Origin of the sequence: Embleya sp. NPDC059213 (genome assembly GCF_042754445.1) — a bacterium.
Classification (GTDB): Bacteria; Actinomycetota; Actinomycetes; order Streptomycetales; family Streptomycetaceae; genus Embleya.
Genome location: NZ_JBHZAV010000025.1, coordinates 35704 through 61086, shown reverse-complemented (window position 1 = coordinate 61086; position 25383 = coordinate 35704). Strand labels below are relative to the sequence as shown.

At 69.7% G+C, this 25383-nt stretch carries 23 protein-coding genes; 15 read left to right on the top strand and 8 right to left on the bottom strand.

Going from position 1 to position 25383, the window contains the following annotated elements:
- Positions 1–71: 71 nt before the first annotated feature.
- The 3 genes from ACFXMF_RS12865 (at position 72) to ACFXMF_RS12855 (ending at position 4053) form a co-directional block, all read left to right on the top strand.
- Positions 72–1688 (top strand): LAETG motif-containing sortase-dependent surface protein, encoded by a 1617-nt coding sequence (locus ACFXMF_RS12865; RefSeq protein WP_360313074.1) that lies wholly within the window; start codon positions 72–74, stop codon positions 1686–1688.
- A gap of 118 nt (positions 1689–1806) precedes the next feature.
- Positions 1807–3315 carry a bifunctional lysylphosphatidylglycerol synthetase/lysine--tRNA ligase LysX gene (gene lysX / locus ACFXMF_RS12860; RefSeq protein WP_360313076.1) on the top strand — a complete coding sequence of 503 codons (1509 nt, stop codon included), beginning with the start codon at positions 1807–1809 and terminating at the stop codon, positions 3313–3315.
- Positions 3316–3423: 108 nt separating this feature from the next.
- A complete protein-coding gene (locus ACFXMF_RS12855) occupies positions 3424–4053 on the top strand; it encodes a GDSL-type esterase/lipase family protein (RefSeq protein WP_360313078.1) in 630 nt (209 codons plus the stop codon).
- Positions 4054–4108: 55 nt separating this feature from the next.
- Here the strand turns inward: ACFXMF_RS12855 and ACFXMF_RS12850 are convergent, their stop codons facing one another.
- Complete coding sequence (locus tag ACFXMF_RS12850) at positions 4109–4921, bottom strand: M23 family metallopeptidase (RefSeq protein ID WP_379988780.1); 813 nt, start codon at positions 4919–4921, stop codon at positions 4109–4111.
- 288 nt (positions 4922–5209) lie between these two features.
- On the opposite strand from ACFXMF_RS12850, the gene ACFXMF_RS12845 reads away from it, so the two are divergent.
- From ACFXMF_RS12845 to ACFXMF_RS12830, 4 genes are all read left to right on the top strand, one after another.
- Entirely contained in the window at positions 5210–5566 is a 357-nt protein-coding gene (locus tag ACFXMF_RS12845; RefSeq protein ID WP_379988779.1) for a BlaI/MecI/CopY family transcriptional regulator, read from the top strand.
- Positions 5567–5676: 110 nt separating this feature from the next.
- On the top strand, positions 5677–6600 hold the full coding sequence (locus ACFXMF_RS12840; protein WP_379988777.1) for a DUF11 domain-containing protein: 924 nt from the start codon (positions 5677–5679) through the stop codon (positions 6598–6600).
- Positions 6601–6854: 254 nt separating this feature from the next.
- Positions 6855–7364, top strand: coding sequence for an amino-acid N-acetyltransferase (locus tag ACFXMF_RS12835; protein ID WP_360313086.1), 510 nt, complete (start codon positions 6855–6857; stop codon positions 7362–7364).
- A 230-nt stretch (positions 7365–7594) separates the two neighbouring features.
- Positions 7595–7936, top strand: a complete 342-nt coding sequence (locus ACFXMF_RS12830; protein WP_355542767.1) for an Lsr2 family protein — start codon at positions 7595–7597, stop codon at positions 7934–7936.
- 112 nt (positions 7937–8048) lie between these two features.
- On the opposite strand, the gene ACFXMF_RS12825 is transcribed toward ACFXMF_RS12830, so the two are convergent.
- Positions 8049–8762 (bottom strand): SCO3374 family protein, encoded by a 714-nt coding sequence (locus ACFXMF_RS12825; RefSeq protein ID WP_360313088.1) that lies wholly within the window; start codon positions 8760–8762, stop codon positions 8049–8051.
- Positions 8763–9222: 460 nt separating this feature from the next.
- Here ACFXMF_RS12825 and ACFXMF_RS12820 point away from each other — a divergent pair, with 460 nt between their 5' ends.
- The gene (locus ACFXMF_RS12820; protein WP_355542773.1) at positions 9223–11745 is read left to right on the top strand and encodes an ATP-dependent Clp protease ATP-binding subunit; all 2523 of its coding nucleotides are present in this window, start codon (positions 9223–9225) and stop codon (positions 11743–11745) included.
- A 108-nt stretch (positions 11746–11853) separates the two neighbouring features.
- Here ACFXMF_RS12820 and ACFXMF_RS12815 read toward each other — a convergent pair whose 3' ends face one another.
- The gene (locus ACFXMF_RS12815; RefSeq protein WP_379988204.1) at positions 11854–14031 is read right to left on the bottom strand and encodes an MMPL family transporter; all 2178 of its coding nucleotides are present in this window, start codon (positions 14029–14031) and stop codon (positions 11854–11856) included.
- A 143-nt stretch (positions 14032–14174) separates the two neighbouring features.
- Here ACFXMF_RS12815 and ACFXMF_RS12810 point away from each other — a divergent pair, with 143 nt between their 5' ends.
- From ACFXMF_RS12810 to ACFXMF_RS12795, 4 genes are all read left to right on the top strand, one after another.
- Complete coding sequence (locus ACFXMF_RS12810; RefSeq protein ID WP_360313092.1) at positions 14175–14864, top strand: TetR/AcrR family transcriptional regulator; 690 nt, start codon at positions 14175–14177, stop codon at positions 14862–14864.
- A 74-nt stretch (positions 14865–14938) separates the two neighbouring features.
- On the top strand, positions 14939–15691 hold the full coding sequence (locus tag ACFXMF_RS12805; RefSeq protein ID WP_379988203.1) for an SDR family NAD(P)-dependent oxidoreductase: 753 nt from the start codon (positions 14939–14941) through the stop codon (positions 15689–15691).
- Between the two features lie 141 nt (positions 15692–15832).
- Complete coding sequence (locus ACFXMF_RS12800) at positions 15833–16873, top strand: NAD(P)-dependent alcohol dehydrogenase (RefSeq protein ID WP_379988202.1); 1041 nt, start codon at positions 15833–15835, stop codon at positions 16871–16873.
- Positions 16874–16964: 91 nt separating this feature from the next.
- Positions 16965–17315 (top strand): tetratricopeptide repeat protein, encoded by a 351-nt coding sequence (locus ACFXMF_RS12795; RefSeq protein ID WP_360313098.1) that lies wholly within the window; start codon positions 16965–16967, stop codon positions 17313–17315.
- Between the two features lie 8 nt (positions 17316–17323).
- On the opposite strand, the gene ACFXMF_RS12790 is transcribed toward ACFXMF_RS12795, so the two are convergent.
- From ACFXMF_RS12790 to ACFXMF_RS12780, 3 genes are all read right to left on the bottom strand, one after another.
- Positions 17324–17998, bottom strand: a complete 675-nt coding sequence (locus ACFXMF_RS12790; RefSeq protein ID WP_379988201.1) for a lysoplasmalogenase — start codon at positions 17996–17998, stop codon at positions 17324–17326.
- A complete protein-coding gene (locus ACFXMF_RS12785) occupies positions 17995–18855 on the bottom strand; it encodes a sterol desaturase family protein (protein WP_360313102.1) in 861 nt (286 codons plus the stop codon). The genes ACFXMF_RS12790 and ACFXMF_RS12785 overlap by 4 nt, the downstream gene beginning before the upstream one ends.
- 178 nt (positions 18856–19033) lie before the next feature.
- Positions 19034–20164 carry a DUF2382 domain-containing protein gene (locus ACFXMF_RS12780; RefSeq protein ID WP_379988200.1) on the bottom strand — a complete coding sequence of 377 codons (1131 nt, stop codon included), beginning with the start codon at positions 20162–20164 and terminating at the stop codon, positions 19034–19036.
- Positions 20165–20505: 341 nt separating this feature from the next.
- Here ACFXMF_RS12780 and ACFXMF_RS12775 point away from each other — a divergent pair, with 341 nt between their 5' ends.
- Entirely contained in the window at positions 20506–20967 is a 462-nt protein-coding gene (locus ACFXMF_RS12775; RefSeq protein WP_360313106.1) for a GNAT family N-acetyltransferase, read from the top strand.
- Between the two features lie 4 nt (positions 20968–20971).
- Here the strand turns inward: ACFXMF_RS12775 and ACFXMF_RS12770 are convergent, their stop codons facing one another.
- Positions 20972–21208, bottom strand: a complete 237-nt coding sequence (locus tag ACFXMF_RS12770; protein WP_360313108.1) for a hypothetical protein — start codon at positions 21206–21208, stop codon at positions 20972–20974.
- A gap of 473 nt (positions 21209–21681) precedes the next feature.
- On the opposite strand from ACFXMF_RS12770, the gene ACFXMF_RS12765 reads away from it, so the two are divergent.
- Positions 21682–23454 (top strand): hypothetical protein, encoded by a 1773-nt coding sequence (locus tag ACFXMF_RS12765; protein ID WP_360313109.1) that lies wholly within the window; start codon positions 21682–21684, stop codon positions 23452–23454.
- On the opposite strand, the gene ACFXMF_RS12760 is transcribed toward ACFXMF_RS12765, so the two are convergent.
- Positions 23378–24331, bottom strand: coding sequence for an A/G-specific adenine glycosylase (locus ACFXMF_RS12760; RefSeq protein ID WP_360313111.1), 954 nt, complete (start codon positions 24329–24331; stop codon positions 23378–23380). The two genes, ACFXMF_RS12765 and ACFXMF_RS12760, sit on opposite strands and share 77 nt — an antisense overlap.
- Positions 24332–24512: 181 nt before the next feature.
- On the opposite strand from ACFXMF_RS12760, the gene ACFXMF_RS12755 reads away from it, so the two are divergent.
- Positions 24513–25355: a hypothetical protein gene (locus tag ACFXMF_RS12755; protein ID WP_360313113.1), complete on the top strand. Its 843-nt coding sequence runs from the start codon at positions 24513–24515 to the stop codon at positions 25353–25355.
- The last annotated feature ends 28 nt before the right edge of the window (positions 25356–25383 follow it).

Below are 25383 nucleotides of genomic sequence, written 5' to 3'. Positions count from 1 at the left end.
CGTTTCGTCGCCGATTCGTGATACGGCGCCGCTGGTCACGTGGCCCAACCGACCCGTAGTCTGACGCGACTTTGAAGATCCTTGGGGGGACCTTGCTTCGGATTCGCCTTTCGCCTGCTCGAAAAGCTGCCCTTTTCACGACCGCGAGCCTGACGCTGATCGGCGCGTCGGCGATTTCCACGGCTGCGGCGGACACCCGCGACCAACTCGTCGAGATCACGGCTCCCGCATCGGTCGACCTGGAACTGGGTACGTCGACGACGCTGACCGTGACCTTGGACGTGAAGCCGGACAAGCCGGGCGCGACCACAACTCCCAATGTCTACGCCCTGTTCAAGTCGGGCGTCGGAGTTTCGGTCAAATCGCTGAAACTCGTACTCCCCGCTCCGTGCCTGCCGGCCCCCGAGGATTCCTTCTCGTGCAGGTGGGACAGCCTTCCCGTCGGACAGACGAAACTCGCGCTGAAGGTCACGTCCGTAGCCACCAATCCGAGCGTGTCGCACGAGGTCATCAATGTCATGGCCGGCGGTGCCGGTTTTGCGGACACCAAGAGCATCGATGTCGTCCACCAAGAGCCGGTGGACTTCGCCGTGCTCGACAAGGACGCGCGGAGCACCCGCAAGCCGGGTGACACCTTCGCCGTTCCGATGGGTTTCCAGAACGTACGGGAACGCACACTCACCGATGTTTCGCTGATCAGCGAGTCCGACTACGGCCTGGAACCGGCGAAGAAGTATGCGAACTGCCGCTACGGCCTCGCGTACGGCACCAGAAACCTCGTCGTCTGTGACTTCAAGGGGCCAGTCAAGGCCGGTGAGTCGTTCGGCTTGGCGGAGCCCTACCCGTACAAGGTCTCGCCGGATGTTCCGGTCTTCGGTGCTCAGGCGTACTACCGGTTCGTACAGACCGCCGACGTCACGAAGTCGCTGCGCGGTGCCGACATCCAGTGGTCTCCGGGTGCGGGCGACGCGCTGAAACTGGCCTCGACGACCACGCAGGCGCCGGACCGGCGGGCGAGTTCGGGCTCCTTCAATGTGCTGCTGGGCGAGGACCAGCCACAGAGCACGACGAGTACGCCGCCGATCTCCGTGGTGGCGAGCCCGGGAATCGAGGTTCCGGTTCGGGTGTCGGTCAAGAACGACGGGCCGCGCGTCCTCAATTCGTTCGACACCGGCGGGCCCGGAAGTGTTGCGGGCATCGCCTTCCCGAAGGGCGTGCGGGTGGCCGCTGTGCCCAAGGAGTGCTCGCACGAATCGCTGGCCGCCGACCAGGATGCGCTCCGGCCGCTGAAGGCGGCAGGCGCGGACGTCTATGGCTGCGAGATCACCGGGGGCGAGCTCTGGAAGGTCGGTACCACTCGTGACTTCACGTTCAAGGTCGAGCTCGCCAAGGGCCTGACCGACGCCAAGGGCGGCATCGTGACGGTCGCGGCCAAGGTCCCGCTGGTCGACATGGTGTTCACCGCCAAGGAAGGTGCCACCTCCGGTGGGTCCGGTTCGACCGGTGGTGCGGCCACGACGGCCGGCGCGGGTTCGACCGGCGGTGGCAATGGCACCGAGCTGGCCGAGACCGGCTCGGACTCCTCGTCCACGACGTTGATCGTGGGCGGCGCAGCGGCGCTGTTCGTACTCGGCGGTGGCGTGTTCTTCGTGGCGCGTCGGCGCAAGGGTGCGGGCCTCGTGGCCTGATTCACAACGATCGGCGGAGGGCGGGGTCGCGGCGGCGATTCCGCCCTCCGGCGTATCCGCCCCCGGGCCGGACGGATATCGGTTCGGGGAGGTGGTTGGCCATGGGTAGCCTTGTCCCGTGACCGAGCAGAGCGCAGCGCAGCCGCAGATCGACGACCTTCCCGAGCAGATGCGGGTTCGCCGCGACAAGCTCGATCGGCTCCGAGCCGAGGGAACCGACCCGTACCCGGTCGGATTCCCCCGCAGCACGACGGTGGCGGCCCTGCGCGCGGAGTTCGACGGTCTCGAAGCCGATGTGGAGACCGGGCGCCGCGTCGGTATCACCGGCCGGGTGGTGCTGTATCGCACCGGCGGCAAGTTGTGCTTCGCGACCCTGCGCGACGGCGACGGCGACATCCAGGTGATGGTCTCGCTCGACGGCGTCGGCGCCGAGTCGCTGGCCGCCTGGAAGAGCGACGTCGACCTGGGCGACCACGTCGGCGTCGAGGGCCAGGTCATCACCTCCCGCCGCGGCGAGCTGTCGATCATGGTCGACTCGTGGGCGATCACGTCCAAGTGCCTGCGTCCGCTGCCGGACAAGCACAAGGGCCTGACCGACCCCGAGGCCCGGGTCCGCCAGCGCTACGTCGACCTGATCGTCAACGACGAGTCGCGCGCGATGTTGCGTACCCGCAGCCGGATCGTGCGCTCGATCCGCGAGTGGTTCGACGCCAGGGACTTCCTGGAGGTCGAGACCCCGATGCTCCAGCCGGTGCACGGCGGCGCCACCGCGCGCCCGTTCGTCACCCACATCAACGCGTACGACATGGACCTCTACCTGCGCATCGCGCCGGAGCTCTACCTCAAGCGCCTGGTCGTCGGCGGCGCCGAGAAGGTCTTCGAGATCAACCGCAACTTCCGCAACGAGGGCGCGGACTCGACGCACAACCCCGAGTTCACCATGCTCGAGGCGTACGAGGCGTACGGCGACTACAACACGATGGCCACGCTCACCCGCGAGGTGTACCAGCACGTCGCCCAGGCCGTGTTCGGCACGCACACCTTCCGCTACGGCGACCGCGAGGTGGACATCTCCGGCGAGTGGCGCGAGATCACCGTCTACGGTTCGGTCTCCGAGGCGCTCGGCGAGGAGGTCACCCCCGAGACGCCGATCGAGGCGGTGCGCAAGCTCGCCGACGCGCGGGAGATCGAGTACGACAAGGCGTGGGGCCAGGGCAAGTTGGTCCAGGAGATCTACGAGGCGCTGGTCGAGCACACCCTGGCCGAGCCGACCTTCGTCCGCGACTTCCCGATCGAGACGTCCCCGCTGACCCGCCAGCACCGCAGCACGCCGGGCGTCGCGGAGAAGTGGGACCTGATCGGCTTCGGCATGGAGTTGGGCACCGCCTACTCCGAGTTGGTCGACCCGGTCGAGCAGCGTCGCCGGCTCACCGAGCAGTCGCTGCTCGCCGCGGGCGGCGATGTCGAGGCCATGCGGATCGACGAGGACTTCCTGCGCGCGCTGGAGTTCGCGATGCCGCCGAGCGGCGGTCTGGGGCTGGGCATCGACCGGATGATCATGGCCTTCACCGGTCGCGGCATCCGCGAGACGATCCTGTTCCCGCTGGTGAAGCCGACCACCGACTGACGGTCGGCCCGCGCTCGGGAGCCCCTTCGGTGACGGATCGTCGTCCCCGAGGGGGCTCCTGTCGCATTCCCGGGCGCGTCACCCGTTCGTACGCATAGGGTCGGCCGCATGGAAGCAGCCCCCGATCTCCGGATCTGCGTCGCCGGTGATTCGTTCGTCCAAGGCGTCGGCGATCTCGCCGGCGGCGGATGGGTCGGCCGCCTGGCGGCCGAGTCCCGTCGCCGGGGCCGGCAATTGACCGCGTACAACCTCGGCGTGCGGTTGGAGACCTCGGCCGACGTCGCGGAGCGCTGGTACGGCGAGGCCGTCCCGCGCATGCGGCACGCCGACGGCACCGGCATGGTCTTCGCGTTCGGCGTCAACGACGTCAAGGTCGAGCGCGGCCGCCGTCGTGTCGGGCACGCGGACAGCGTCGCCAACCTCGACGCGATACTGGACACCGCCACCGGCGCCCGCTGGACCTGCCTGGTCGTCGGCGCACCACCGGTGCCCGGCGAGCCGAACGGCGGCGAGGACGCGCTCGCCCTGGAGGACGCGTACGCGAAGACGTGCGCCGCGCGCGGCATCACCTTCGTGCCCCTCCAGCACACCCTGCGCGCGGACCCCGAGTGGTGGGCGAGCATCGACGCCTACGGCGACGGGGCGCACTGCGACTCGACCGGCTACGCCAAGCTCGCCGCGCTGATCGCCGAAGGCGGCTGGTGGGACTGGCTGGACTCGCTCGCGGTCGGCCGCTGACGGATCGGCCGACGTGGGCGTGGTCGAGCCGTCCGGTGATCCCGGAGCGCGGTGATCAGGCCGCGACGCCCTTGCCGGACAGCCAGGTCTTCGGGTCCACGGCCGCGCCGCCCTTGGGGTGCACCTCGAAGTGCAGGTGCGGTCCGGTGGAGTTGCCGGTGGTACCGACGTAGCCGATCACCTCGCCGGCGGCCACCGAACCGGAGGTCTTCGCGAACCGGGACTGGTGGCAGTACCAGGTCTGGGTGCCGTCGGGGTGGGTGATCACGATCCGGTTGCCGAACGCGCCCGCGCTGCCCGCGGAGGAGATCTTCCCGGCGGCGGCGGCCTTGATCGGCGTACCGGAGCGGGCCGCGAAGTCCAGGCCGGTGTGCGTGTGCGCCCAGCGCGAGCCGCTGTTGCCGAAGCGACCGGTCAACGTGTAGCCGGATGTCGGCGCCACCCATCCCGAGGCCGCCCGCTCGGCCGCGACCCGGTCGGCCTCGGCCTGACGCTCGGCCTCCGCCGCCCGGTCGGCCTCCGCCTGGCGCTCCGCCTCCGCGACCCGCTCGGCCTCCGCCTGGCGCTCCGCCTCCGCTCGCGCGGCCGTCTCCGCGGCGGCCTGTCGCTCGGCCTCCCGCGCGGCGTCCAACGACGGACGCTCCTGCGAGCGTGCCGCGACGTCCGCGCCGCGATCGGCGAGCCACTGCGCGTTCTCCGGATCGGCGCCGGTCGAGCCGGCCGCGCGCGCATCGCCGGGGTCCGTCCCCGACACCTGCACCCCGGTGGTGACCGCGACGGCCAACAGCGCGAGACCGGCGACCACGATGACCGGACGGCGCGGACGCAACGCCTTCGGCCGCGCGGGGCGGTCGGCGGGCGTGGACATGGACGTGGGCGTGGACGGAGCTTCGGGGGAGTGCGGCACGAACACCTCGGTGAATCGACGACAGGGCCGCGATCAGTGGTAACAATTCACCGCACATCGACCAAGTCGTGACGGAGTGGACACTACGCGGCCACGTAGTAGTGCGTTCCGCGTTCCCGCATCCGCTCGCGCCGGGAAGGGCCGGGTGCGACAAATCCGGACGAAGTCGCGTCTACGATGCTGCGTAGGGGATCGCTCGCCACGCGTGACGCAGCTCACGGTGTGACAAGGTTTCGGGAGGGTCCGACCATGAAGCGACTCGGCGAACTCGAGACCCGGGTGATGCTTCGCATCTGGCGGCTCAATCGCCCGTCCTCGGTGCGTGAAGTGCAGGAGGCGCTGCTGCCGGAGCGCGAGCCCGCCTATACGACGGTGATGACCGTGCTCGACAAACTCTTTCGCAAGGGCCTGTTGCGCCGCAGACTGCACGGCCGGGCCTATCGATACGAGGCCGTGTACTCCCGGGACGCCTATACCGCCGAGTTGATGCGCGCCGACTGGGCGGCCGGCGACAGCCGCGCCGGCGCTCTCGTGTACTTCGTCGAGGGCATGACGCCGGAACAGATCCAGGCGTTGCGCGACGCGTTGCGGGTGGCGCTGCCCTGAGTCGAATCGGCCGTTCGGTGGGGTCCGGCGCCTGGGCCGTACCGGGGGTCTTGTCAATTCGTTCGGCGCAGCCCGCAACGCTCCCGGCGCAACTCTGCGTAATCGTATTAATGATCTACGTAAGAAATGCGACTTCGGTACGGCGGAACGGAAAGTGGGCCGACACGATGCGAGTTAAAACCCGAGTGGGGCATGTCCTCGCGATGGCCGGCGTCCCGGTGGGCGCAACGCCGGCCGCGATCCCGGGCATGGTCGGCCGGGCGGGCGCGGCCCCCCGAGCGGCAGCCGGAACCCGTCGCCACGTCGTACGGGTGGACCACAACGCACGAGTGGAGCGGGTGGTCGTCCTCGCGGGTGTCCGGCACCCCCACGCCCGCCGATGTGTCGGCCGACCCGCGCCGTCGACTCGACCGAATGCGGGCGGAGTTCGGGCGGCGGCTGCAGAGCGCGCTCGCGGACCTGATGAGTGCGCTCGGCACGTCGTCGCCGGGTATCGCATTGCCGGCCTGCCCGGCCCGGCCGACTTCGGGGTGGGCACCGCCGCGGCGAAGCCGCCGAACCGGCCGCCGTTCCCGCCCGCGCCCACCTCGACCGGGCCGCCCGGTCGGCAGGTGGACCCGGCCCCGACGGCCAGGCTGGAATTGCGCCGCACGGCCGACCACGCGCAGGCCGAGCCGGGTGACGCGGTCACCCACACGGTGACGGTGCGAAACTCGGGCAACGGCGAGGCGAAGTCCGCGGTCGTGCGCAACACGTTGCCGGCAGGCGTGAAACCGATGGAATCCAAGCCGTCCCAGGGTGAATTCGACCCGGCCACCGCACTGTGGAAGACCGGCCCGATCAGGGCCGGCTCCGAGGTCGTCCTGATTCTCGTACTCCGGGTCCCGCATGGTGCGGCCGGAACCGAGATGACCGCTCGATCGAGTTTCATCAGCACGCCGGGTGCCGAGCCGGTCATCCGCGACGCGTGCGGCGACGACGCCGAGGCGGCCTGTGCGAGCACGCGCGTGGCCGATTCCGCGACCCGGAAATGACCGGGGGAATCCGGCCATATCCGACCTGATCGCTCGATCCGATCACTGCACCCGATGACTCCGCGGCCGTGCTGCGGGCCTCGGGTATCCGGTGCCGGATGTATCCGGATGTATGAAGAACGCGAGGTCCGGACGGTGCGAAACGCCGTCCGGCCCGCCGTCGTCGGTTGGGGTGTTTCCGCTACCAGCGGGGCAGATCGGTGGTAAACAGGGCGGAGCGGCGACGACTATCGTGATCGCGATAGCGTCACCCCATGGAAGTGACGATCCGACGTGCCAGAACGTCCGATGTGCGGGCCATTCGACGCCTTGTGGATGGGTACGTGGGGCTGCGTATCCTTCTGGACAAACCCACGGTCACCCTCTACGAGGATGTGCAGGAGTTTTGGGTTGCGGAGCGGGACACCGACAGCGAGGTGGTCGCCTGCGGAGCTCTGCACGTGATGTGGGAAGACCTCGCCGAGGTGCGCACTCTCGCGGTGGATCCGGTGTGCCGCGGCCACGGAGTGGGCCACCTCTTGCTCAGCAAACTCCTGGAGACCGCGCGTTGGCTCGGTGTTCGGCGGATATTCTGCTTGACCTTCGAGGTCGACTTCTTCGTGAAGCACGGCTTCGTCGAGATCGAGGAGACGCCGATCGACCGCGATGTCTACAGTGAACTGATGCGTTCGTACGACGAGGGCGTCGCCGAGTTTTTGGATCTGGAACGCGTCAAACCCAACACCCTTGGCAACACGCGGATGCTGCTCCATCTCTGGCAGTGATCTCGATCCGCGTAGACCGCGCGAGTGTGGTGGAGATCGCGTGACCCATGCCGGCGAACCCCTTGACGCTTCTTGCCGATGACGGTGTGGTGTGCGGTGAAGTGGCAACCACAAACCCGGTAACGTATTGCCGGCCGGACGGGTTCCGCGCGGGTGGGTTTGTATTTTCCCGCAGAAAGCGGTTTCCTTTTCTTGAGTTGGTTGAACCCTCCCGATGAAAGGGAATCCTGGTGGCACAGAAGGTCCAGATTCTTCTCGTTGACGACCTCGACGGCGGCAAGGCCGATGAGACGGTGACGTTCGCGCTCGACGGTGTCTCCTACGAGATCGACCTGAGCGCCACGCACGCAGAGCAGCTCCGCGCGGCCCTGACGACCTACGTCGAGGCCGGCCGCAAGACCGGTGGCCGGGTCGCCGCGCGCCGCGGCGTCCGCCAGGTGGTCAAGGGTGGTGCCGCCTCCGGCGACACCGCCAAGATCCGCGCCTGGGCCAAGGAGAACGGCTACGACGTGAGCGAGCGCGGTCGCGTGCCGGGCAACATTCGCGACGCCTACGAGAAGGCCCACGCCTGATCGTCGACGCCATCATCGAGCGGTGCCCTCCCCCGAACGAACCGGGGGAGGGCACCGCTCATGTCGTTTTTCCGGGGCCGGGGCGGGCCCGGAGCGCCGGCCCGGCCGTGCTTCAGGCCGGTACCGGGCGGTGGTGGGTCAGCGGCCTCGGCTCGGTGGCCCGCGGCCGGGGGAACAGCCGCACATGCTGGCACGCGTGCGCCAACGTGCTCAGCAGCCGGGTGACGTCCGGAAAGCGCACATCCACGTGCAGCACGGCGCCGAGGGCGGCGAGGTGCTCGACGGGGCGCACTCGGCCCGCGTCGACCGGCGGGCGCAACCAGCGCGCGTGCTCCCACGACCGGGGCCACGGCGCCCGCCACGTGGCCGGCCACGGCGACGGCGCGGCCACCGTGTCGCCCTCGCCGTACGCGCGCAGGTCCAGGTCCAGGTCGGCCCAGTCCAGCCAGTCCAGCAGGGCGGGCAGATCGTCCGCGACCCCGGGGGCCACGAAGAACTGGATCCGGCCGGTCCCGGTCGCGGCCACCGGCCCGACCGGGACGCCCAGCCGCTCGGCCCGGTCCAGGGCCCGGACGCCCGCCGCCCCGGGAACGTCCAGGACGTCGAACCGCACCCCGGCGGCCAGCCGGACCGACGCCGACGGGTCGGCCGCCCAGTGTCGCGAGAGCACCTGCGGATCGGTGGTCGCCACCGCGAGCCCGCCCTTCGCGTCGGCCGATCCCGGACCCGCCGGCCAGCCCAGGGCACGCGCGTACCAGAGGGCCTCGTCCAACGGGCCCGGCACGACGGGCGCCGAACGGGACGCGAAAACAAGCGTGGCTGCCATAACGTGTTCAACTCCGGGACGACAGCGAGGTTACGAAAGGTGATATGCCAACCGCGATGAGTGACATGTCGGGCGGGCCGGTCGCGCCGGGCCTGCCCGAGTGCCCGTGTGGATGCCCGCACAGCGGTCGTGACCTGCCGGTATACAGCGGGTGTCGTCCTGGGTATGACCCGACCATGGAGGGGACTCGGGGAGGTGTGATCGGTGCCGTCGCCGGGTCGCGACGGGATCGGAAAATACCGCGTTCGCTTCTGGCGTACTCGGAATCGGCCTCAGGACGTGGCCGGCGGGAACACCGACACGCACCATCGGGTTTGACTAGTTGTCCAAAGCGGTCCGCAACACGTGGGTCGCACGTCTTCACGGACGAATCGAGCGGTCCTGCGTGCAGGACTAGCATGCGGAAGGACAGGGAGGGGACCGTCCCCGATCTGCACGACCGCTCTGAGGAGCGATAACGATGTTCGAGAGGTTCACCGACCGCGCGCGGCGGGTTGTCGTCCTGGCTCAGGAGGAGGCCCGGATGCTCAACCACAACTACATCGGTACTGAGCACATCCTCCTCGGCCTCATCCACGAGGGTGAGGGCGTCGCTGCGAAGGCCCTGGAGAGCCTCGGCATCTCGCTTGAGGCAGTGCGTCAGCAGGTTGAGGAGATCATCGGTCAGGGTCAGCAGGCCCCGTCCGGTCACATCCCCTTCACGCCCCGTGCGAAGAAGGTCCTCGAGCTGTCGCTTCGCGAGGCGCTCCAGCTCGGCCACAACTACATCGGCACCGAGCACATCCTGCTCGGCCTGATCCGCGAGGGCGAGGGCGTCGCCGCCCAGGTCCTCGTGAAGCTGGGCGCCGACCTCAACCGGGTCCGCCAGCAGGTCATCCAGTTGCTCTCCGGCTACTCCACCGGCAAGGAATCCGCCGCGCCGGGCGGCAGCGGCCAGGAGGGGACGCCTTCCACGTCCCTCGTGCTCGACCAGTTCGGGCGCAACCTGACCCAGGCGGCGCGCGAAGGCAAGCTCGACCCGGTCATCGGGCGCGAGAAGGAAATCGAGCGGGTCATGCAGGTGCTGTCCCGCCGCACCAAGAACAACCCCGTCCTGATCGGCGAGCCCGGCGTCGGCAAGACCGCCGTCGTCGAGGGCCTGGCCCAGGCGATCGTCAAGGGCGAGGTGCCCGAGACGCTCAAGGACAAGCAGCTCTACACGCTGGACCTCGGCGCGCTGGTGGCGGGTTCCCGCTACCGCGGTGACTTCGAGGAGCGGCTGAAGAAGGTGCTCAAGGAGATCCGCACCCGAGGCGACATCATCCTGTTCATCGACGAGCTGCACACGCTCGTCGGTGCGGGTGCCGCCGAAGGCGCGATCGACGCGGCGAGCATCCTCAAGCCGATGCTGGCGCGAGGCGAGCTGCAGACGATCGGTGCGACCACGCTCGACGAATACCGCAAGCACCTGGAGAAGGACGCGGCGCTCGAGCGCCGGTTCCAGCCGATCCAGGTCGCGGAACCGTCACTGCCGCACACGATCGAGATCCTCAAGGGTCTGCGCGACCGCTACGAGGCGCACCACCGCGTGTCGATCACCGACCAGGCCCTGGTGGCCGCGGCGACGCTCGCGGACCGGTACATCTCCGACCGGTTCCTGCCGGACAAGGCGATCGACCTCATCGACGAGGCCGGCTCGCGGATGCGCATCCGGCGCATGACCGCGCCGCCGGACCTGCGCGAGTTCGACGAGAAGATCGCCAACGTGCGTCGGGACAAGGAGTCCGCGATCGACGCGCAGGACTTCGAGAAGGCCGCGTCCCTGCGCGACAGCGAGAAGAAGCTGCTCGCCGACAAGGCGAAGCGGGAGAAGGAGTGGAAGGCCGGCGACATGGACGTCGTGGCCGAGGTCGACGAGGAACTGATCGCAGAGGTTCTCTCGACCGCCACCGGCATCCCGGTCTTCAAGCTGACCGAGGAGGAGTCGGCCCGTCTGCTCCGCATGGAGGACGAGCTGCACAAGCGGGTCATCGGCCAGAAGGACGCCATCAAGGCGCTCTCCCAGGCCATTCGGCGCACCCGCGCCGGACTCAAGGACCCGAAGCGTCCCGGTGGTTCGTTCATCTTCGCCGGCCCGTCCGGCGTCGGTAAGACCGAGCTGTCCAAGACGCTCGCCGAGTTCCTCTTCGGCGACGAGGACGCGCTCATCCAGCTGGACATGAGCGAGTTCTCCGAGAAGCACACGGTCTCCCGGCTGTTCGGTTCGCCGCCCGGATATGTGGGTTACGAAGAGGGTGGCCAGCTCACCGAGAAGGTCCGTCGCAAGCCTTTCTCGGTGGTTCTGTTCGACGAGGTCGAGAAGGCCCACCCGGACATCTTCAACTCGCTGCTGCAGATTCTGGAGGACGGTCGACTGACCGATTCCCAGGGTCGGGTGGTGGACTTCAAGAACACCGTCATCATCATGACGACCAACCTCGGCACGCGGGACATCTCGAAGGGCTTCGGCCTCGGTTTCTCCGGATCGTCCGACGTCAAGACCGGTTACGACCGGATGAAGGCGAAGGTCAACGAAGAGCTGAAGCAGCACTTCCGTCCCGAGTTCCTCAACCGTGTCGACGACACGATCGTCTTCCACCAGCTTTCCGAGGAAGACATCATCCAGATCGTCGACCTGATGATCGCCAAGGTGGACGAGCGGCTGCGCGACCGGGACATGGGCATCGAGCTGCGTCCCGCCGCCAAGGCACTGCTCGCCAAGCGGGGCTACGACCCGCTGCTGGGTGCCCGTCCGCTCCGGCGGACGATCCAGCGCCAGATCGAGGACAACCTCTCCGAGAAGATCCTCTACGGCGAGCTGCGCTCCGGGTCGATCATCGTGGTCGACACCGAGGGTGAGGGCAAGGACGAGCAGTTCACCTTCGAGGGCATGGAGAAGGCCCCGCTGCCGGACGCACCGCCCATCGAGGCGACCGGCTCGGGCCCGAACCTGACCAAGGAGTAGTCGGGTTCGCGGGAGACCGCGCACGACGACGAAGGGGCCGCCCCCGGGAATCACTTCCCGGGGGCGGCCCCTTCGTCGTGGCGGTTCGGCGCCGGGTGGGGCGCCGGATCAGTGCACGCCGTCGGTGATCTGCTCGTCGGCTCGGCCTGCCGCTTCGGATCGCGCCGGCGGCACCGACTCGGCCGACTCGCGCAGGCCCACCCGGGCGTGCACCCGGCGCAGGAACCGCGGCGCGTACCAGGCGTGCCGGCCCAGCACGCGCATCGCGGCCGGCACCAGGATGCCCCGGACCAGGGTCGCGTCCAGCAGGATCGCCAGGGCCGCACCGAAGCCGAAGAGCTGCAGGAAGCTCACGCTGCTGGTCAGGAACGCCACGAAGGTCACCGCGAGCAGCGCCGCGGCGGTGGTGACAATCCGTCCGGTGCGTCCCAGCCCCTGCCGGACCGCGTCCTCGTCGGACGCCCCGGCGTCGTGCAGTTCCTTGATCCGGCTGGTCACGAACACCTCGTAGTCCATCGACAGCGCGAACGCGATGCAGAACAGCAGCACCGTCATCGAGGTGTCCATGGGCAGCGGGGTGAAGCCGAGCAGGTCGGCGAGATGCCCGTCCTGGAAGACCCACACGGTGATGCCGACCGCGGCCATGATGCTGATCCCGTTCAGGAGCAACGCGCGCAGCGGTTGCAGGATGCTTCCGGTGAACAGGAACAGCAGCACGAACGTACTGAGCACGATCAGCCCGAAGGCGAGCGGCAGCCGGTCGCCGATCGAGGTCTTGGTGTCGACCAGGCGCGCGTCCGTACCGCCGACCAGGGCCTCGGTGCGGTCCGGTGCGGGGACCGCCCGGACGTCGCGGACCAGGTCCTGGGCGGCGTCCGACTTGGCGGGCAGCGTGGTGATCACCGAGAGCAGGCGCGCGTCGGGTCGGATCCGGTCCGGCCCGGCGGTGTCCACCCGGGTCACGCCCGGCAGCGCGGCGAGCCGGCCCGCGTAGGCGTCCACCGGGGCCTGGGCGCCGGTGCCGAGCAGCACCACGTCCAGCGAGCGGGTGTCGTCGAGGCTGTAGTCCGCGCGCAGCGTGTCGCCGACCTGACGGGCCTCGGTGCTCGTCGGCAGGACCCGTTCGTCGGGCGTGCCGAACTTGACCCCGAGCAGCGGCGAGGCGGCCACCAGCAGCACCGCCAGCACCGGCAGCGCGGTGAGCGCGGGCCGCCTGGTGACGAAGCCGGCCAGCCGCGACCACACCGGCGCCTCGCCGCCCTGGACGCCTCGCACGCCCTTGATCCGCATCGACTCCACGCGCGGTCCGAGCACGGTCAGCAGGGCCGGTGCGATGATCAGCGCGGCGAGCGCGGAGATGATCACCACGCCGATCCCCGCGTACGCGAACGAGCGCAGGAAGTACTGCGGGAAGACCAGCAGTACGGCGAGCGCGGCGGCCACCGTCGCGGCGGAGAACAGGATGGTCCGCCCGGCGGTACGCAGTGTGCCCACCACCGCGTCGTGCAGATCGTGCCCCGCGTGCAGCAACTCGCGATGTCGGGCCACGATCAGCAGCGCGTAGTCGATCGCCAGGCCCAGGCCCAGGGCCGTGGTCAGGTTGATCGAGAAGATCGATACGTCGGTCAGGCTGCCGAGAACGAACAACTCGGCGAAGGTGCCCATGATCGCGATGAACCCGATCACGAGCGGGACCAGGGCCGCGATCAGACTGCCGAAGGCGAGCACGAGCAGCAGCATGGTCAGCGGTATCGCGATCGACTCGGCGATCGCCAGGCTCTTGCCGACCTGTCCGTTGACCGCCGGTCCGATCGAGGCTTCACCGCCGATCCGGACCTTGAGCGGGCTGTCCGGGGGCAGTTGCGCGGCCTTGGGCAACTCGCTGACGTCGTCCTCGACCGAATGGGCGACGAGCAGTGCGCCGCGGCCCCCGTCGGCCTTGAGTCCGGGCGCGTTGGTGGTCCAGTAGGAGACCACCTGGTCGAAGCCGGGGGCGGCCGCGAGGGATGCGGTGAGGCGCCGGCCGGCCTCCGCGACGGCCGGTGCGTCGACGTTCGAGCCGTCCTTGGCGCGGACCTCGACCACCAGGTTGGGTCGGCCGCCGAAGGTGTGCTTGATCTCGTCCTGGGCCCGGGTGGAGGCCGAATCCGGTGCGTCGAACCCGCCCGACTGGAGCTTGCCGAAGGCACCGAAGCCGACCCCGGCCGAGACGAGCAACAACAACGTGCCGACCACGAGCACGGCGCGTGCTCGGCGGAATACGAGATCCCCTAGTCGTTCGAGCATGATCATCGACCTTCCATGTGGTCCGTGGGGAGACGGGTGCCGGAGCCGGAGACATCATGTTGACGGCGATAACAATGTTTGCATTGATAACTTGGCATTGAATGTGCGCAGTGTCAACATGGGGCTGGATCGAACGGAGAACCATGGCAAGCGAGCAAGCCGCCGGCACCTCGGGTCGTCGCGGATACCACCACGGCGACCTGCGCAACGCGCTGACCGAGGCCGCGGTGGAACGGGCCCGGGCCGGCGGCCCGCAGGCGATCGTGTTGCGCGAGGCGGCGCGCGCGACGGGGGTGTCCTCCACCGCCGCCTACCGGCACTTCGCCAACCATCACGAGTTGGTCGTGGCGGTCAAGGATCGCGGTCTGGCGATGCTCGCGGCGACGATGCGGGCCGAATTGGCCGCGGGCGAGCCGTGTGCGGATCCGGGCGACGAGGCGCTGCGTCGGCTGCGGGCGGCGGGGCTGGGCTACGTGCGCTTCGCGTTCGCCGAGCCCGGCCTGTTCCGGACCATCTTCCACGGTGCCGCCGAGGGCGAGCCGCTGATCGGCCGTCGGCAGGCGGCCCGCGCGGCGGGCGAGGACGACGGGCATCTGCCCGGCACGCCGGACGAATCGGAGGAGTCCTACTCGCTGATGTCCCAGGCGCTGGACGAACTGGTCGTGCTCGGTCGTCTCCCGGCCGAACGGCGCGAGTACTCCGACGTGGTGATGTGGTCCGCCGTGCACGGGTTGAGCGTGTTGTTGCTGGACACCGAATTGGCCCATCTCCCGGACGAGACCAAGGCGGACATCGTCCGGCGCGGCATCGACGTGGCCCTGAACGGCCTGTGAGACCGGTCGCGGCCGTCCCCCATTAGGTCCCGTCCGACGGGCGCCGGCGCTCGCCCGCTCGCAGGATCGAAGGCATGAGCGCCGACTTCGCGACCAGGACCGCCATCGTCACCGGAGCCGCCTCGGGCATCGGCGCCGCGATCGCCCGCCGACTCGCCGCCGACGGCGCGAACGTCGTGGTCGCCGACCTCGACGACGACGGCGCGGCCCGGGTCGCCGCCGAGATCACCGAGGCCGGCGGCACCGCCCGGGGGATGCGGGTGGACGTGGCCGAACCGCAGTCCTGCGCGGCGCTCGTGCGCGCGGCGGTGGAGGCGTTCGGCGGGCTGCACCTGGCGGTGAACAACGCGGGCATCACCGGCCCGCACGCGCACACCGGCGAGTACCCGACGGACGGGTGGCGCAAGGTGATCGAGATCAACCTGAGCGGTGTCTTCTACGGGATGCGCCACCAGATTCCGGCGATGCTGGAGTCCGGTGGCGGCGCGATCGTCAACATGGCCTCGATCCTGTCCTCGGTCGGCTTCCCGAACGCGGTCGGCTACGTGGCCGCCAAACACGGCGTGCTGGGCCTGACCAAGACCGCCGCGATCGAGTACGCGCAGCAGGGGATCCGGGTCAACGCGGTCGGCCCGGGCTTCATCGAGACCCCGCTGCTGAAGGAATCCGACGCCGAGGCGCACGCCGCGCTGGCCAGGCTGCACCCGATGGGCCGACTCGGCACGGTCGAGGAGGTGACCGAGCCGGTCGCCTTCCTGCTCTCCGATCGGGCCGCCTTCGTGACCGGCAGTTACCACCTGGTGGACGGCGGCTACACCGCGCCGTAGCGCGGGTCCGCGGATACCCCGCCCGGGTAATCCATTCGGTTGGTGAGTAATAGCCTCACCATTGACGTCGCCGGCCCACCGTGCCACCCGGGCATCACTCGTGTATCACACGGGGCCGGTACGCCGGAAAGGGAGAAACCCATGAAGGCCGTCCAATACGTCGAGTTCGGCAAGCCGGTCGAGGTGCGGGAGATCCCCGCGCCCGAACCGGGCCCCGGGCAGGTGCTGCTGAAGGTCACCGCCGGCGGTGTCTGTCACTCCGACATCTTCGTGATGAGTCAACCGACCGGAACCTTCGGTCCCGACGCCCCGCTCACCCTCGGCCACGAGGGCGCCGGCATCGTGGCCGCGCTCGGCGACGGGGTCACCGGCTTCGCGCTCGGCGACGCGGTCGTCGTCTACGGGCCGTGGGGCTGCGGTGCCTGTCACGCTTGTGCGCAGGGCAAGGAGAACTACTGCACGCGCGCCGGCGAGCTGGGCATCCGACCGCCCGGCCTGGGCGCCCCGGGCGCGCTCGCCGACTACGTGCTGATCGACGACGCCCGGCACCTGGTCCCGATCGGTGACCTGGATCCGGTGCAGACCGTGCCGCTCACCGACGCCGGGCTGACGCCGTACCACGCGATCAAGCGCTCGCTGGACAAGCTCTACGCGGGAAGCACCACCGTGGTCCTGGGCGTCGGCGGCCTGGGCCACATCGGCGTGCAGCTCCTGCGCGTGTTGTCCGCGACCCGGGTGATCGCCCTGGACGTGAGCGAGGACAAGCTGGAGCTGGCCCGCGCCTCGGGTGCGCATCTGGCGATCAGGTCCGACGACAAGGCCGCCGGGATCGTCCGCGAGGCCACCGACGGCCTCGGCGCGCAGCTCGTGCTCGACTTCGCCGGTGTGCAGCCCACCGTCGACCTGGCCGCGAAGTGCGCCGCCACGGAGGGCGACCTGACCATCGTCGGCATCGGCGGCGGCACCCTCCCGGTCGGCTTCGGCCTGCTCCCGTACGAGTGCTCGGTCAGCACGCCCTACTGGGGCACCCGCACCGAACTGATCGAGCTGATCGAGCTGGCCCGGCACGGCGGGGTGAGCGCGCACGTGGAGCAGTTCCCGCTCGACCAGGCCGCCGACGTCTACGACCGGCTGCACCACGGCCGGATCAACGGCCGCGCGGTGCTGGTCCCCGGGACCTGACCGGCGCGCGACCGGCTGCGGAATACCTCGACGGGGTATGCGGTTCTGCGAGGTGTCCGACACCGTCACGAGCATCGCGAAGGGAGCCACCGTGACGCTGACCCTGGAGAACTACCGAGTAGCCGAGGAACTGGTCGAGCAACGCGACCCGTTGGGCGCGCTGCGCATCCTGGAGCCGGTGCTGGAGGACGAGCGCGACAACGTGGCCGTGCAGCAACTGGCCGGCCGGGCGTATTTCCTCGCGCTCCGGCTCGGCCGGGCCGAGGCGACGCTGCGGCGGGTGGTCGAACTCGACCCGTGTGACGCATGGGCCACGCACGCACTCGGCCGGACCCTGGAGCGGGCCGGCCGCGGCACCGAGGCCGCGCCGTATCTGCGGCTCGCCGCGGCGATGAACCCGGAGCCGGAGTACACCGCGGCAGCGGCGAGGTACGCCGACTGAGCGAAGACTCAGCCCGAAGAGGCGGCGGAGCGATCCGTCGCCTCTTCGGCGTCCGGGCGCGCGAACGGCCAGGCCGCCCAGGTGAGCGCGAGGAGCAACTGGGCGGCCACGTAGGTGGGCATCACCACCGCGTCCTGACCGGGCACCAGGTCCACGTCGGCGATGCCCAACGCGATCACCGCGTCCGAGAGCAGGAACAACGCGCCGCCGACCCCGGTACGCCGGCCCACTCCCGCCGCGTACACCGCCATCGCGGTGAGCAGCAGGCTGTAGCCGAGCACCGGCACCAGCAGTTCGTCCAGCCCGCGCCACACCAGCGCCATCATCGCGCCCCACGCGAGCAGGTACCCGAGCGCCCGACGCGGCGAAAGCGTGCCGCCCAGGCGCCGAAAGGCCAGGAGATAGCAGACGTGCCCGACCGCGAACCCGGCCATCCCGATCATGAAGGCCGCGTCGTGATCCACGAGCAGCCCGACGTCACCGATGAACCCGCCCGCCAGTGCACCGATCGGCAGCCCCGCGCGCCCCGCATCGGGTCGTGCCGCCACCCACACGAAGGCGATCAGCACCGGCATCAGCAGCGTCTTGCTCACCCAGCGCGGCCCGTCCACGCCACTCGCGGCGAAAACCGTGTCGGCGACGCCCAGGGTCAGGTAGGCCGCGAGCAGCGCGCGTGCCCTCACGCGCCGGCCCGGGCGCCGGCGGGCGGGGCGATCGCCTCGGTCGCGGGCTGCCAGCCCGGCCCGCGCAACACCCGGCCGAACCGCACCCGCCAGGTGCTCGCGGCCCGGACGTCGCGTGCGATGGCCGCGTATTCGTGGAAGGCCACCCGCAGCGGGTTGTAGGTGCCGATGTTCTTGGTGAGCCCGTAGTCCACCGGTTCGCCCTCGGGCTCGAAGCTGCGGAACAGCCGGTCCCACAGGATCAGGATGCCGCCGTAGTTGCGGTCCAGGTACTGCCGGTTCGAACCGTGGTGCACGCGGTGGTGGGAGGGCGTGTTGAAGACGTACTCGATCGGCTTCCAGAGCTTGTCGATCCGCTCGGTGTGGATCCAGAACTGGTACAGCAGGTTGATCGAGAAGGACGTGATCACCATGGCCGGCGGGAAACCGAGCAGCAACATCGGCCCGATGAACACGATGTGGTGCGCCCCGGTCCAGGTCTGGCGCAGTGCGGTGGAGAGGTTGTAGTGCCGGCTGGAGTGGTGCACGACATGACTGGCCCACAACAACCGGATCTCGTGTCCGGCGCGATGTTCCCAGTAGTAGAAGAAGTCCACGCCGAGGATCACCAGGGCCCAGGCCCACCACGTGTACCCCAGCCGCAGCGGGGTCAGCTCGTGCAGCCCGTCCCAGGCAAGCACGGTGAGCAGGCCCCAACCGAGCCCGACCGCCAGGCTGCCGAGACCCATGGTCAGGCTCGTCGCGGTGTCCTTCACCGCGTACCCGCGCTCGTTGTCGTCGGGGGCGAATCGGTACGACACCCACTCGACGACCAGGAGAAGGGTGAAGACCGGAACGGCGAACACCGTGAGGTCCATGCCTCGGACCCTACTGGCGAGTAACGCCGGGCGGAAGGGGTGATTTACCGCTGATTTTCCACCGGTTTCCCGTGGCCGCGCCGATCGTCCGCCCGACACGGGGCGAAGCCCCCGGCCGCCCTCGGAGGGATGAGCCGGGGGCGATCGGGGGCTTCGCGGGAAGCGGAGCGGAGCGGGCCTAGCCGTGCTTGTTCTTGTCCGCTCGCTCGCCCTTGCCGTCGAGGACCTGCACCTTGTCCCCATCGTGCAATTCGATGCGTTCGCGCCGGACCTCCTCGGTCACCCGCTGCTCGCCCTGCACCTTCTTGGCCACCAGTCGGATGCGCTCCACCGCGACGACCTCCTTGCGGACGACGACCCGTTCGGCGTGCAGCACCATCTCGCGCGAGCTGTCGCGCATGTCCGGGGCGTCGAGCGCGGCGCCGCGGTTGGAGCCGTCGATCGGCTCGCGGACGATCTCCCACTCCTCGTGCGTCACGGGGACGACCTTTTCCACCCGCTCGGTCTCGACCACCTTGCGCAGCGCCACGCGCCCGGTCTCGATCGTCTCCACGTGCACGTCGAGTCGCTCCTCGGAGCGGGTCATCACGTTGTCGGTACCGGCCGCGCCGGACGTCGACGTGGTCCGGGCGGTGCCCGTGCCCATGCCGGTGCCCGTGGCGGTGCCGGCCGCGGGCATGCGGGTCGGGGCCGAGGTCGCCATGCCCGCCTTGGAGTCCGGCCCCATCGCCGGCCGATCGTGCGTCGCGGTGCCGGCCATCCCGGCCGCCGCGCTCGCCGCCGGCGGGTCGTTGGTGCGCACCGACGGATCGTGCTTGCCGGTCAGCTCCTCGAAGCCGTCGTCCGAGCCCGCGAGCTGCGACTTGGACATGTCCTCGCGCCGGTGGGTGCCGGCCGCCCCGGCCGCTCCCGCGGTACCGGCGGCTCCGGCAGCCGCGGCGGTGCCGGTGTCGGTCCCGGTGCCTCGGGGGGTCTCGGTGCGGGTCATGCCGCCGGACGGCGTGACGCTGTAGTGGCGGTAGAGGCGAGCCTCTTCCTCCGGCGAGAGGTGCTCGTCGGTGCCCAGGCTCGGCGCCTCCTTGACGAGTTCCTTGTCGAACGGCACCCGGAGGTCGTCGCCCTGCATGTCGGCCGGACCCAGGGGCACGAAGCTCTCGCGTCCGCCGAACATGCCGGTCTTGACGGTGACCCACTCCGGCTCGCCGGTGCGGTCGTCCAGGTACACCTGGCCGATGGTCCCGATCTTGTTGCCTTCGGAATCGACGATCTTGCGGCCGATCAGTTCCTGTGGAGTGACATTCGTCTTCACGAGCCAACGCTCCTGTTCCCGGCGTCGCGGCGAGGGTGTCGCGACATGGCGGTCGTCGTGTGGGAGCTCCGCTCACCAGCAGACGGCGAATCGGCCGAGGGGACAACCGGAGGCGGCCGGGACGGTGTCCGTCCGGTGCCCGTCGCGGCGCTGTCATCAGCGGGAATGCAACCGGCGCCGACCTGCGGCGGGGCCGGCAGGATTCACCCGAGTGGGTGAGTGACGGGCGGCGCTCGACCGGATATCGAGCGCACTGTTCGGGCTGTTCGCGGCAACCTCGCGCAGGGGTCGGGCCGGCGCGTATCCCGGGGTGGGCCGGTCGGGATTTGTAGGCTCTCGGCATGACCATGACGATCCGCCCGGCGACGGCTCGGGACTTGTCCGGGGTGCTCGCGCTCTACGCCGAGTTCCATCCCCGCGATGTGCCACTGCCGATCGAGGACGCACACCTGATCTGGGCGGACATCGCCACGCAGCGCGGTCGTACGGTGCTGGTCGCGGATCTGGACGGGACCGTCGTCGGCACCGCCGACTGCGTGGTGTTGCCCAATCTCACCCGAGGCGGGCACTCGATCATGTTCGTGGAGAACGTCGTGGTGGCGGCGGCGCGTCGCAGGCTGGGGATCGGTCGCCGGTTGTTGGCCGCGGCCGGCACGCTGGCCGCCGACTCGGGGTGCTACAAGCTGCAAATCCTGGCCGCGGACAACGCCGAGGCACACGAGTTCTACCGGGCCTGCGGCTTCGAGAGCCCGGCTCGGGGCTTCCGCCGCTACCTGCGACCCGTCTCGTCGGACAGGGGCTAGCCGGTCACCTGCCGGTGCGCCAGGGGCCGCCGAGGGAGCCTTCCGGTGGGTCGGTGGGGCCGTTGTGCAGCCAGCCGGTGCCTCGGCAGTGCGGGCAGCGGGTGCCGGCCCAGATCGTCGACACCTCGCGATGCCGACTGCGGTACACCCGGCCGGAGGTGTCCAGGCCGGTGCCCTGGCAACCCATGCATCGGATCGCGTCGCCCGCCGCGGACTCGTGATGTCCGACTTCCTCCGTCACCGGGTCCCCCTTCGATCGGTGTGCGCCCGCGATCGAGCCGTATCGCGTTCCGTAGTGGGCGCGTGTACACCCAGTATTCGCGGGCCGTGCGCCCGGCGCCGGGATTCGGGACACAAAGGTTGTCGGGTCGGGTGCGGGAGTGCGCGTGGGGCGGGCACGGCGGAGCGTCGGGGGGCGCGGTGTTCGGGATCGGGGTCGCCGGGGCGCGCATTGCAATGCTTTTGCCCGGTGGTTTCGTTACGTTGGAAAAGAATTATTGCCGAAATGTCACGCGCTGCGCGGCTTGGCGATACAGTTTTCGATCGAATTGTCGAACAACCATGAGGGGCAATTCGATCGACTATTTCAACGATGATATTATTGCGGCCGATCGGTGTGCGGGACGACAACAGCTCGGGAGCAGGGCGATGGGCGTAGAAAGCGCCTTGGTCGAAAATAATGCGACCGAGGTCACGGGGAATGCCGATCCCGAAATGTCGCGAAAAAGACCGTGGTATCGGCCGGACGCGCGGACCGGATGGGCCCTGGCCGTCGTGCTGGTTCCGGCGCTGTTGCTCGGACTGGCCGCCTTCCGGCGCCGCTGGATCGGTGACGACGGACTGATCTTCGTGCGGGTCTCGCAGCAGATCCTGGACGGGAACGGGCCCAACTTCAATGTCGGCGAGCGGGCCGAGGCGGCCACGTCCACGTTGTGGCCGTGGTTGCTCGCGCTGGTCGGCGGGGTGACCGGGATCGATCTGGTCGCCGTCGCGGTCTACGGCTCACTGCTGTGCGCGGTGGTCGGTCTGGCGATCGCCACGATGGGCACCCGGCGGCTGTACCGCGATCTCCCGGGTGGCGGGTGGCCGCTGCCCGCCGGGGCGTTGGTGATCGCCGCGCTGCCGCCGTTCTGGGACTTCGCCACGTCCGGTCTGGAGATGGGGCTGATCTTCGTCTGGCTGGGCACGAGTTGGACGCTGTTGGCCCGGCTGGACCGGGACAGCTCCCTCGCCCGCCAGGCGTGGACCTCGTTCGCGCTCGGCATGGGCGTACTGGTGCGGCCCGACCTCGCGTTGGGCACGATCGTGTTCGCCGTTGCGGCGTGGTTGCTGCTGCGGCCGACCCCGAAGCGGCTGGCCCTGCTCGCGTTGTGCGGCGGCCTGCTCCCGGTGCTCTACCAGATCTTCCGGATGGGCTACTACGGCGTCCTGTTGCCCAATACGGCGATAGCCAAGGAGGGCACCAAGACCGACATCGGTCGCGGCTGGACCTACTTCGAGGACTACGCGAGCCCGTACAACATCTGGGCGCCGCTGCTGCTCACCGTGGTGGCGGTCGGTCTGTTGGTCACCGTGGGCCGTTCGGTCGGCGACTTCGAGCGCTACCGGATCCGGGTGCTGACCGCGACCGCGCTGGTCGTGGGCAGCGTGTTGCTCGGCTATGTGATCGTGGTCGGCGGCGACTTCATGCACGCCCGGCTGCTGCTGCCCGGCACGTTCGCGTTCCTGCTGCCGGTGCTGGTGTTGCCGTTGCAGCGGCTGTACGCGAGCACCGCGGCGGGGCTGGCCGTGTGGTCGGTGGTCTGCGCGGCCTCGATGCGGGTGCCGTACCAGGGCTTCGGTCCGCAGAACATCGAGGACACCCGCTCGTGGTACGTGACCTGGACCGGCGAGCGGAACCCGGTCACCGCGAAGTCCTATCGGGACGCGTTCGTGAAGCGGCTGGAGGGCGTGGGCGTCGAGTGGAAGAAGGACGCCGCGACGCCCGGTGCGCAGTTCGTCTACCTGACCTACTACCACGAGCCCGACAAGTTCTGGATGTTGAACTTCGACTTCCGCTCCGCGCCGCTCAAGTACCACGTCCCGATCACCGACTCGGTGGTCTACGGCGCGCTCGGGCAACCCGCGGTGCTGGTGCCGACCTCGGGTCTGGCGATCGACATCTTCGGCCTGGCGAATCCGCTCGGCGCACACCTGGACCTCGACTATCGGACCCGGTCCGGGCACGACAAGCTGACCTACATCGAATGGATTCTGGCCGACTTCACCCAGCCGGGTACCCCACTGGACCTGCGCAATGTCGATCCGGCCAAGGTCGAGGCGGCCCGGCGGGCATTGAACTGCGGCGGTATTCGCGAACTTCAGGAAGCGACCCGCGAGCCCATGTCGGTATCGCGATTCTGGAAGAACCTCATCGGGTCGCCGGAACGGAACTCGATGCGGATTCCGACGAATCCGATCGAGGCGGAGAAGAAGTACTGCCGCTGAGCGGGCCGGCGGGCAACCGGTACACGCCCGCCGCCAACGGCTCGACCAGCCCGTCCGCGACCAGCCCGTCCAGTGCCCGTGCGCGTTGGACGGGCTCGTCCCATACCGCGTCCAACGCGGCCTGGGACACCGGTTCGGCACTTTCCCGCAGCACCGCGAGCAGGCGACCGCGGACCTGGCGGTCGGTACCCGCGTAGGTCTGGCCGCGTCGGGGCGGGCCCTCGTACGCGGGCTTGCCCGCCAGCCGCCAGGCGCACAGTGCGGCGATCGGACAACCCACGCACTTGGGCGACTTCGCGGTGCACACCAGCGCGCCGAGTTCCATGATCGCCACTGCCCAGGTCGCGGCGCGTTCCGTGTCGGCGGGCAGCAGCGTGGTCGCGGTGCGCCGCTCGGCCGGCGTGGTGGCCTGCGGCGGGTACTCGACGCCGGTGACCGCCCGCCCGATCACTCGGCGCACGTTGGTGTCCAGCACGATGTGCCGTTGCCGGAACGCGAACGAGGCGACGGCCGCGGCGGTGTACTCGCCGACGCCCGGCAGGGCCAGCAGATCGGCGTGTGCGGACGGGACATCGCCGGCGTGGCGCTCGACCATCGCGACGGCCGCGCCGTGCAGCCGCAGCGCGCGGCGTGGGTAGCCGAGTCGGCCCCACATCCGCACCGCCTCGCCCGGCTCGTCGGCGGCCAGCGCGGCCGGCGTGGGCCAGCGCGTCAACCAGGCCCGGTAGACCGGCAACACCCGCGCCACGGGGGTCTGTTGCAGCATGAACTCGCTGACCACCACCGCCCACGCGGATGCGTCGGGGGTGCGCCAGGGCAGATCGCGTTGATTGGCCGAGTACCAGTCGAGGATCGGCTCGTGCAGTGCGTGTGACATCTCTCCCCGATCCTCGCACGTTACGGCGGATCACTCGGGCGAGTGACGGTGGCTTCTGCCCGCAAATGCCGGAATAAGCCTGCGACCAGGGCTTCTTCGGTCGCGACACGCCACGAAATTCCAACGCTTCGGACGGTGTGGCTACACCGGACGGCGTAACGATCTCCCCTAGAGTTTGCCCGTGGACTCGATGCGCCGTCCCGTGGGTCACCTGCCGTCAACCGTGTATTGGCGACGGCGGGTCTTCGTGCTGCTCGCCCTCGCGCTGTTGATCGCGCTGGTGGCCTGGGCATGCACTGCCGGTGGGGACTCCGACGACAAGAAGAACGCCTCGGACAAGAAGCCGATCGCGACCGGAACGGCCTCGCCCGATCCGAGCGCCATCACGCCGGGGCCCAACCCGACCAACGGCGCCAATCCGCCGATCCCGGGCGGTGGTTCCGGCACGCCCGGGGCGGGCACCTCCGGTGCGTCGGCGGGCACGTCCGGCCAGACCGGCGGGCAGGCGGGCCAGAGCGCCGGACAGCCCGGCGGCACGGCCGGCAGCGGCGGCACCACGCCCGGAGGCGGCAAGGCCGCGCCGGCCGGTGGCACCTGGTGCACGCCGAGCATGATCCGGGTGCAGATCCAGCCGGTGGAGTCGGGCAAGAGCGCGTACAACGCCTCGCAGAACGTGGCGCTCAAGCTGATCGTCACCAACCAGACCGGCCCCACCTGCTTCGTCGACCTCGCGCCGGGCCACGCCTACATCGAGGTGCTCTCCGGCAACGACCGGCTGTGGAGCTCGGCCGACTGCGCCGCCGGTGCGGCCACCGACGTGCGCCAGTTGCAGCAGGGCGACGCGCAGGCCGTCTCGATCACCCGCGACTGGTCCTGGACCCGCTCCAACGCCGGACAGTGCGCCACCAACGGCGGGCAGACCAAGGCCGCCCCCGCGGACAAGGCCGCCTACCGCGCCAAGGGCACGCTGGCGGGCCTGGAGCCGTCCGGCGAGTTCGTGTTCACCGCGACGGTGGGCAAGTAGCGGGACGACCCGCGTTCGACCACGAGAA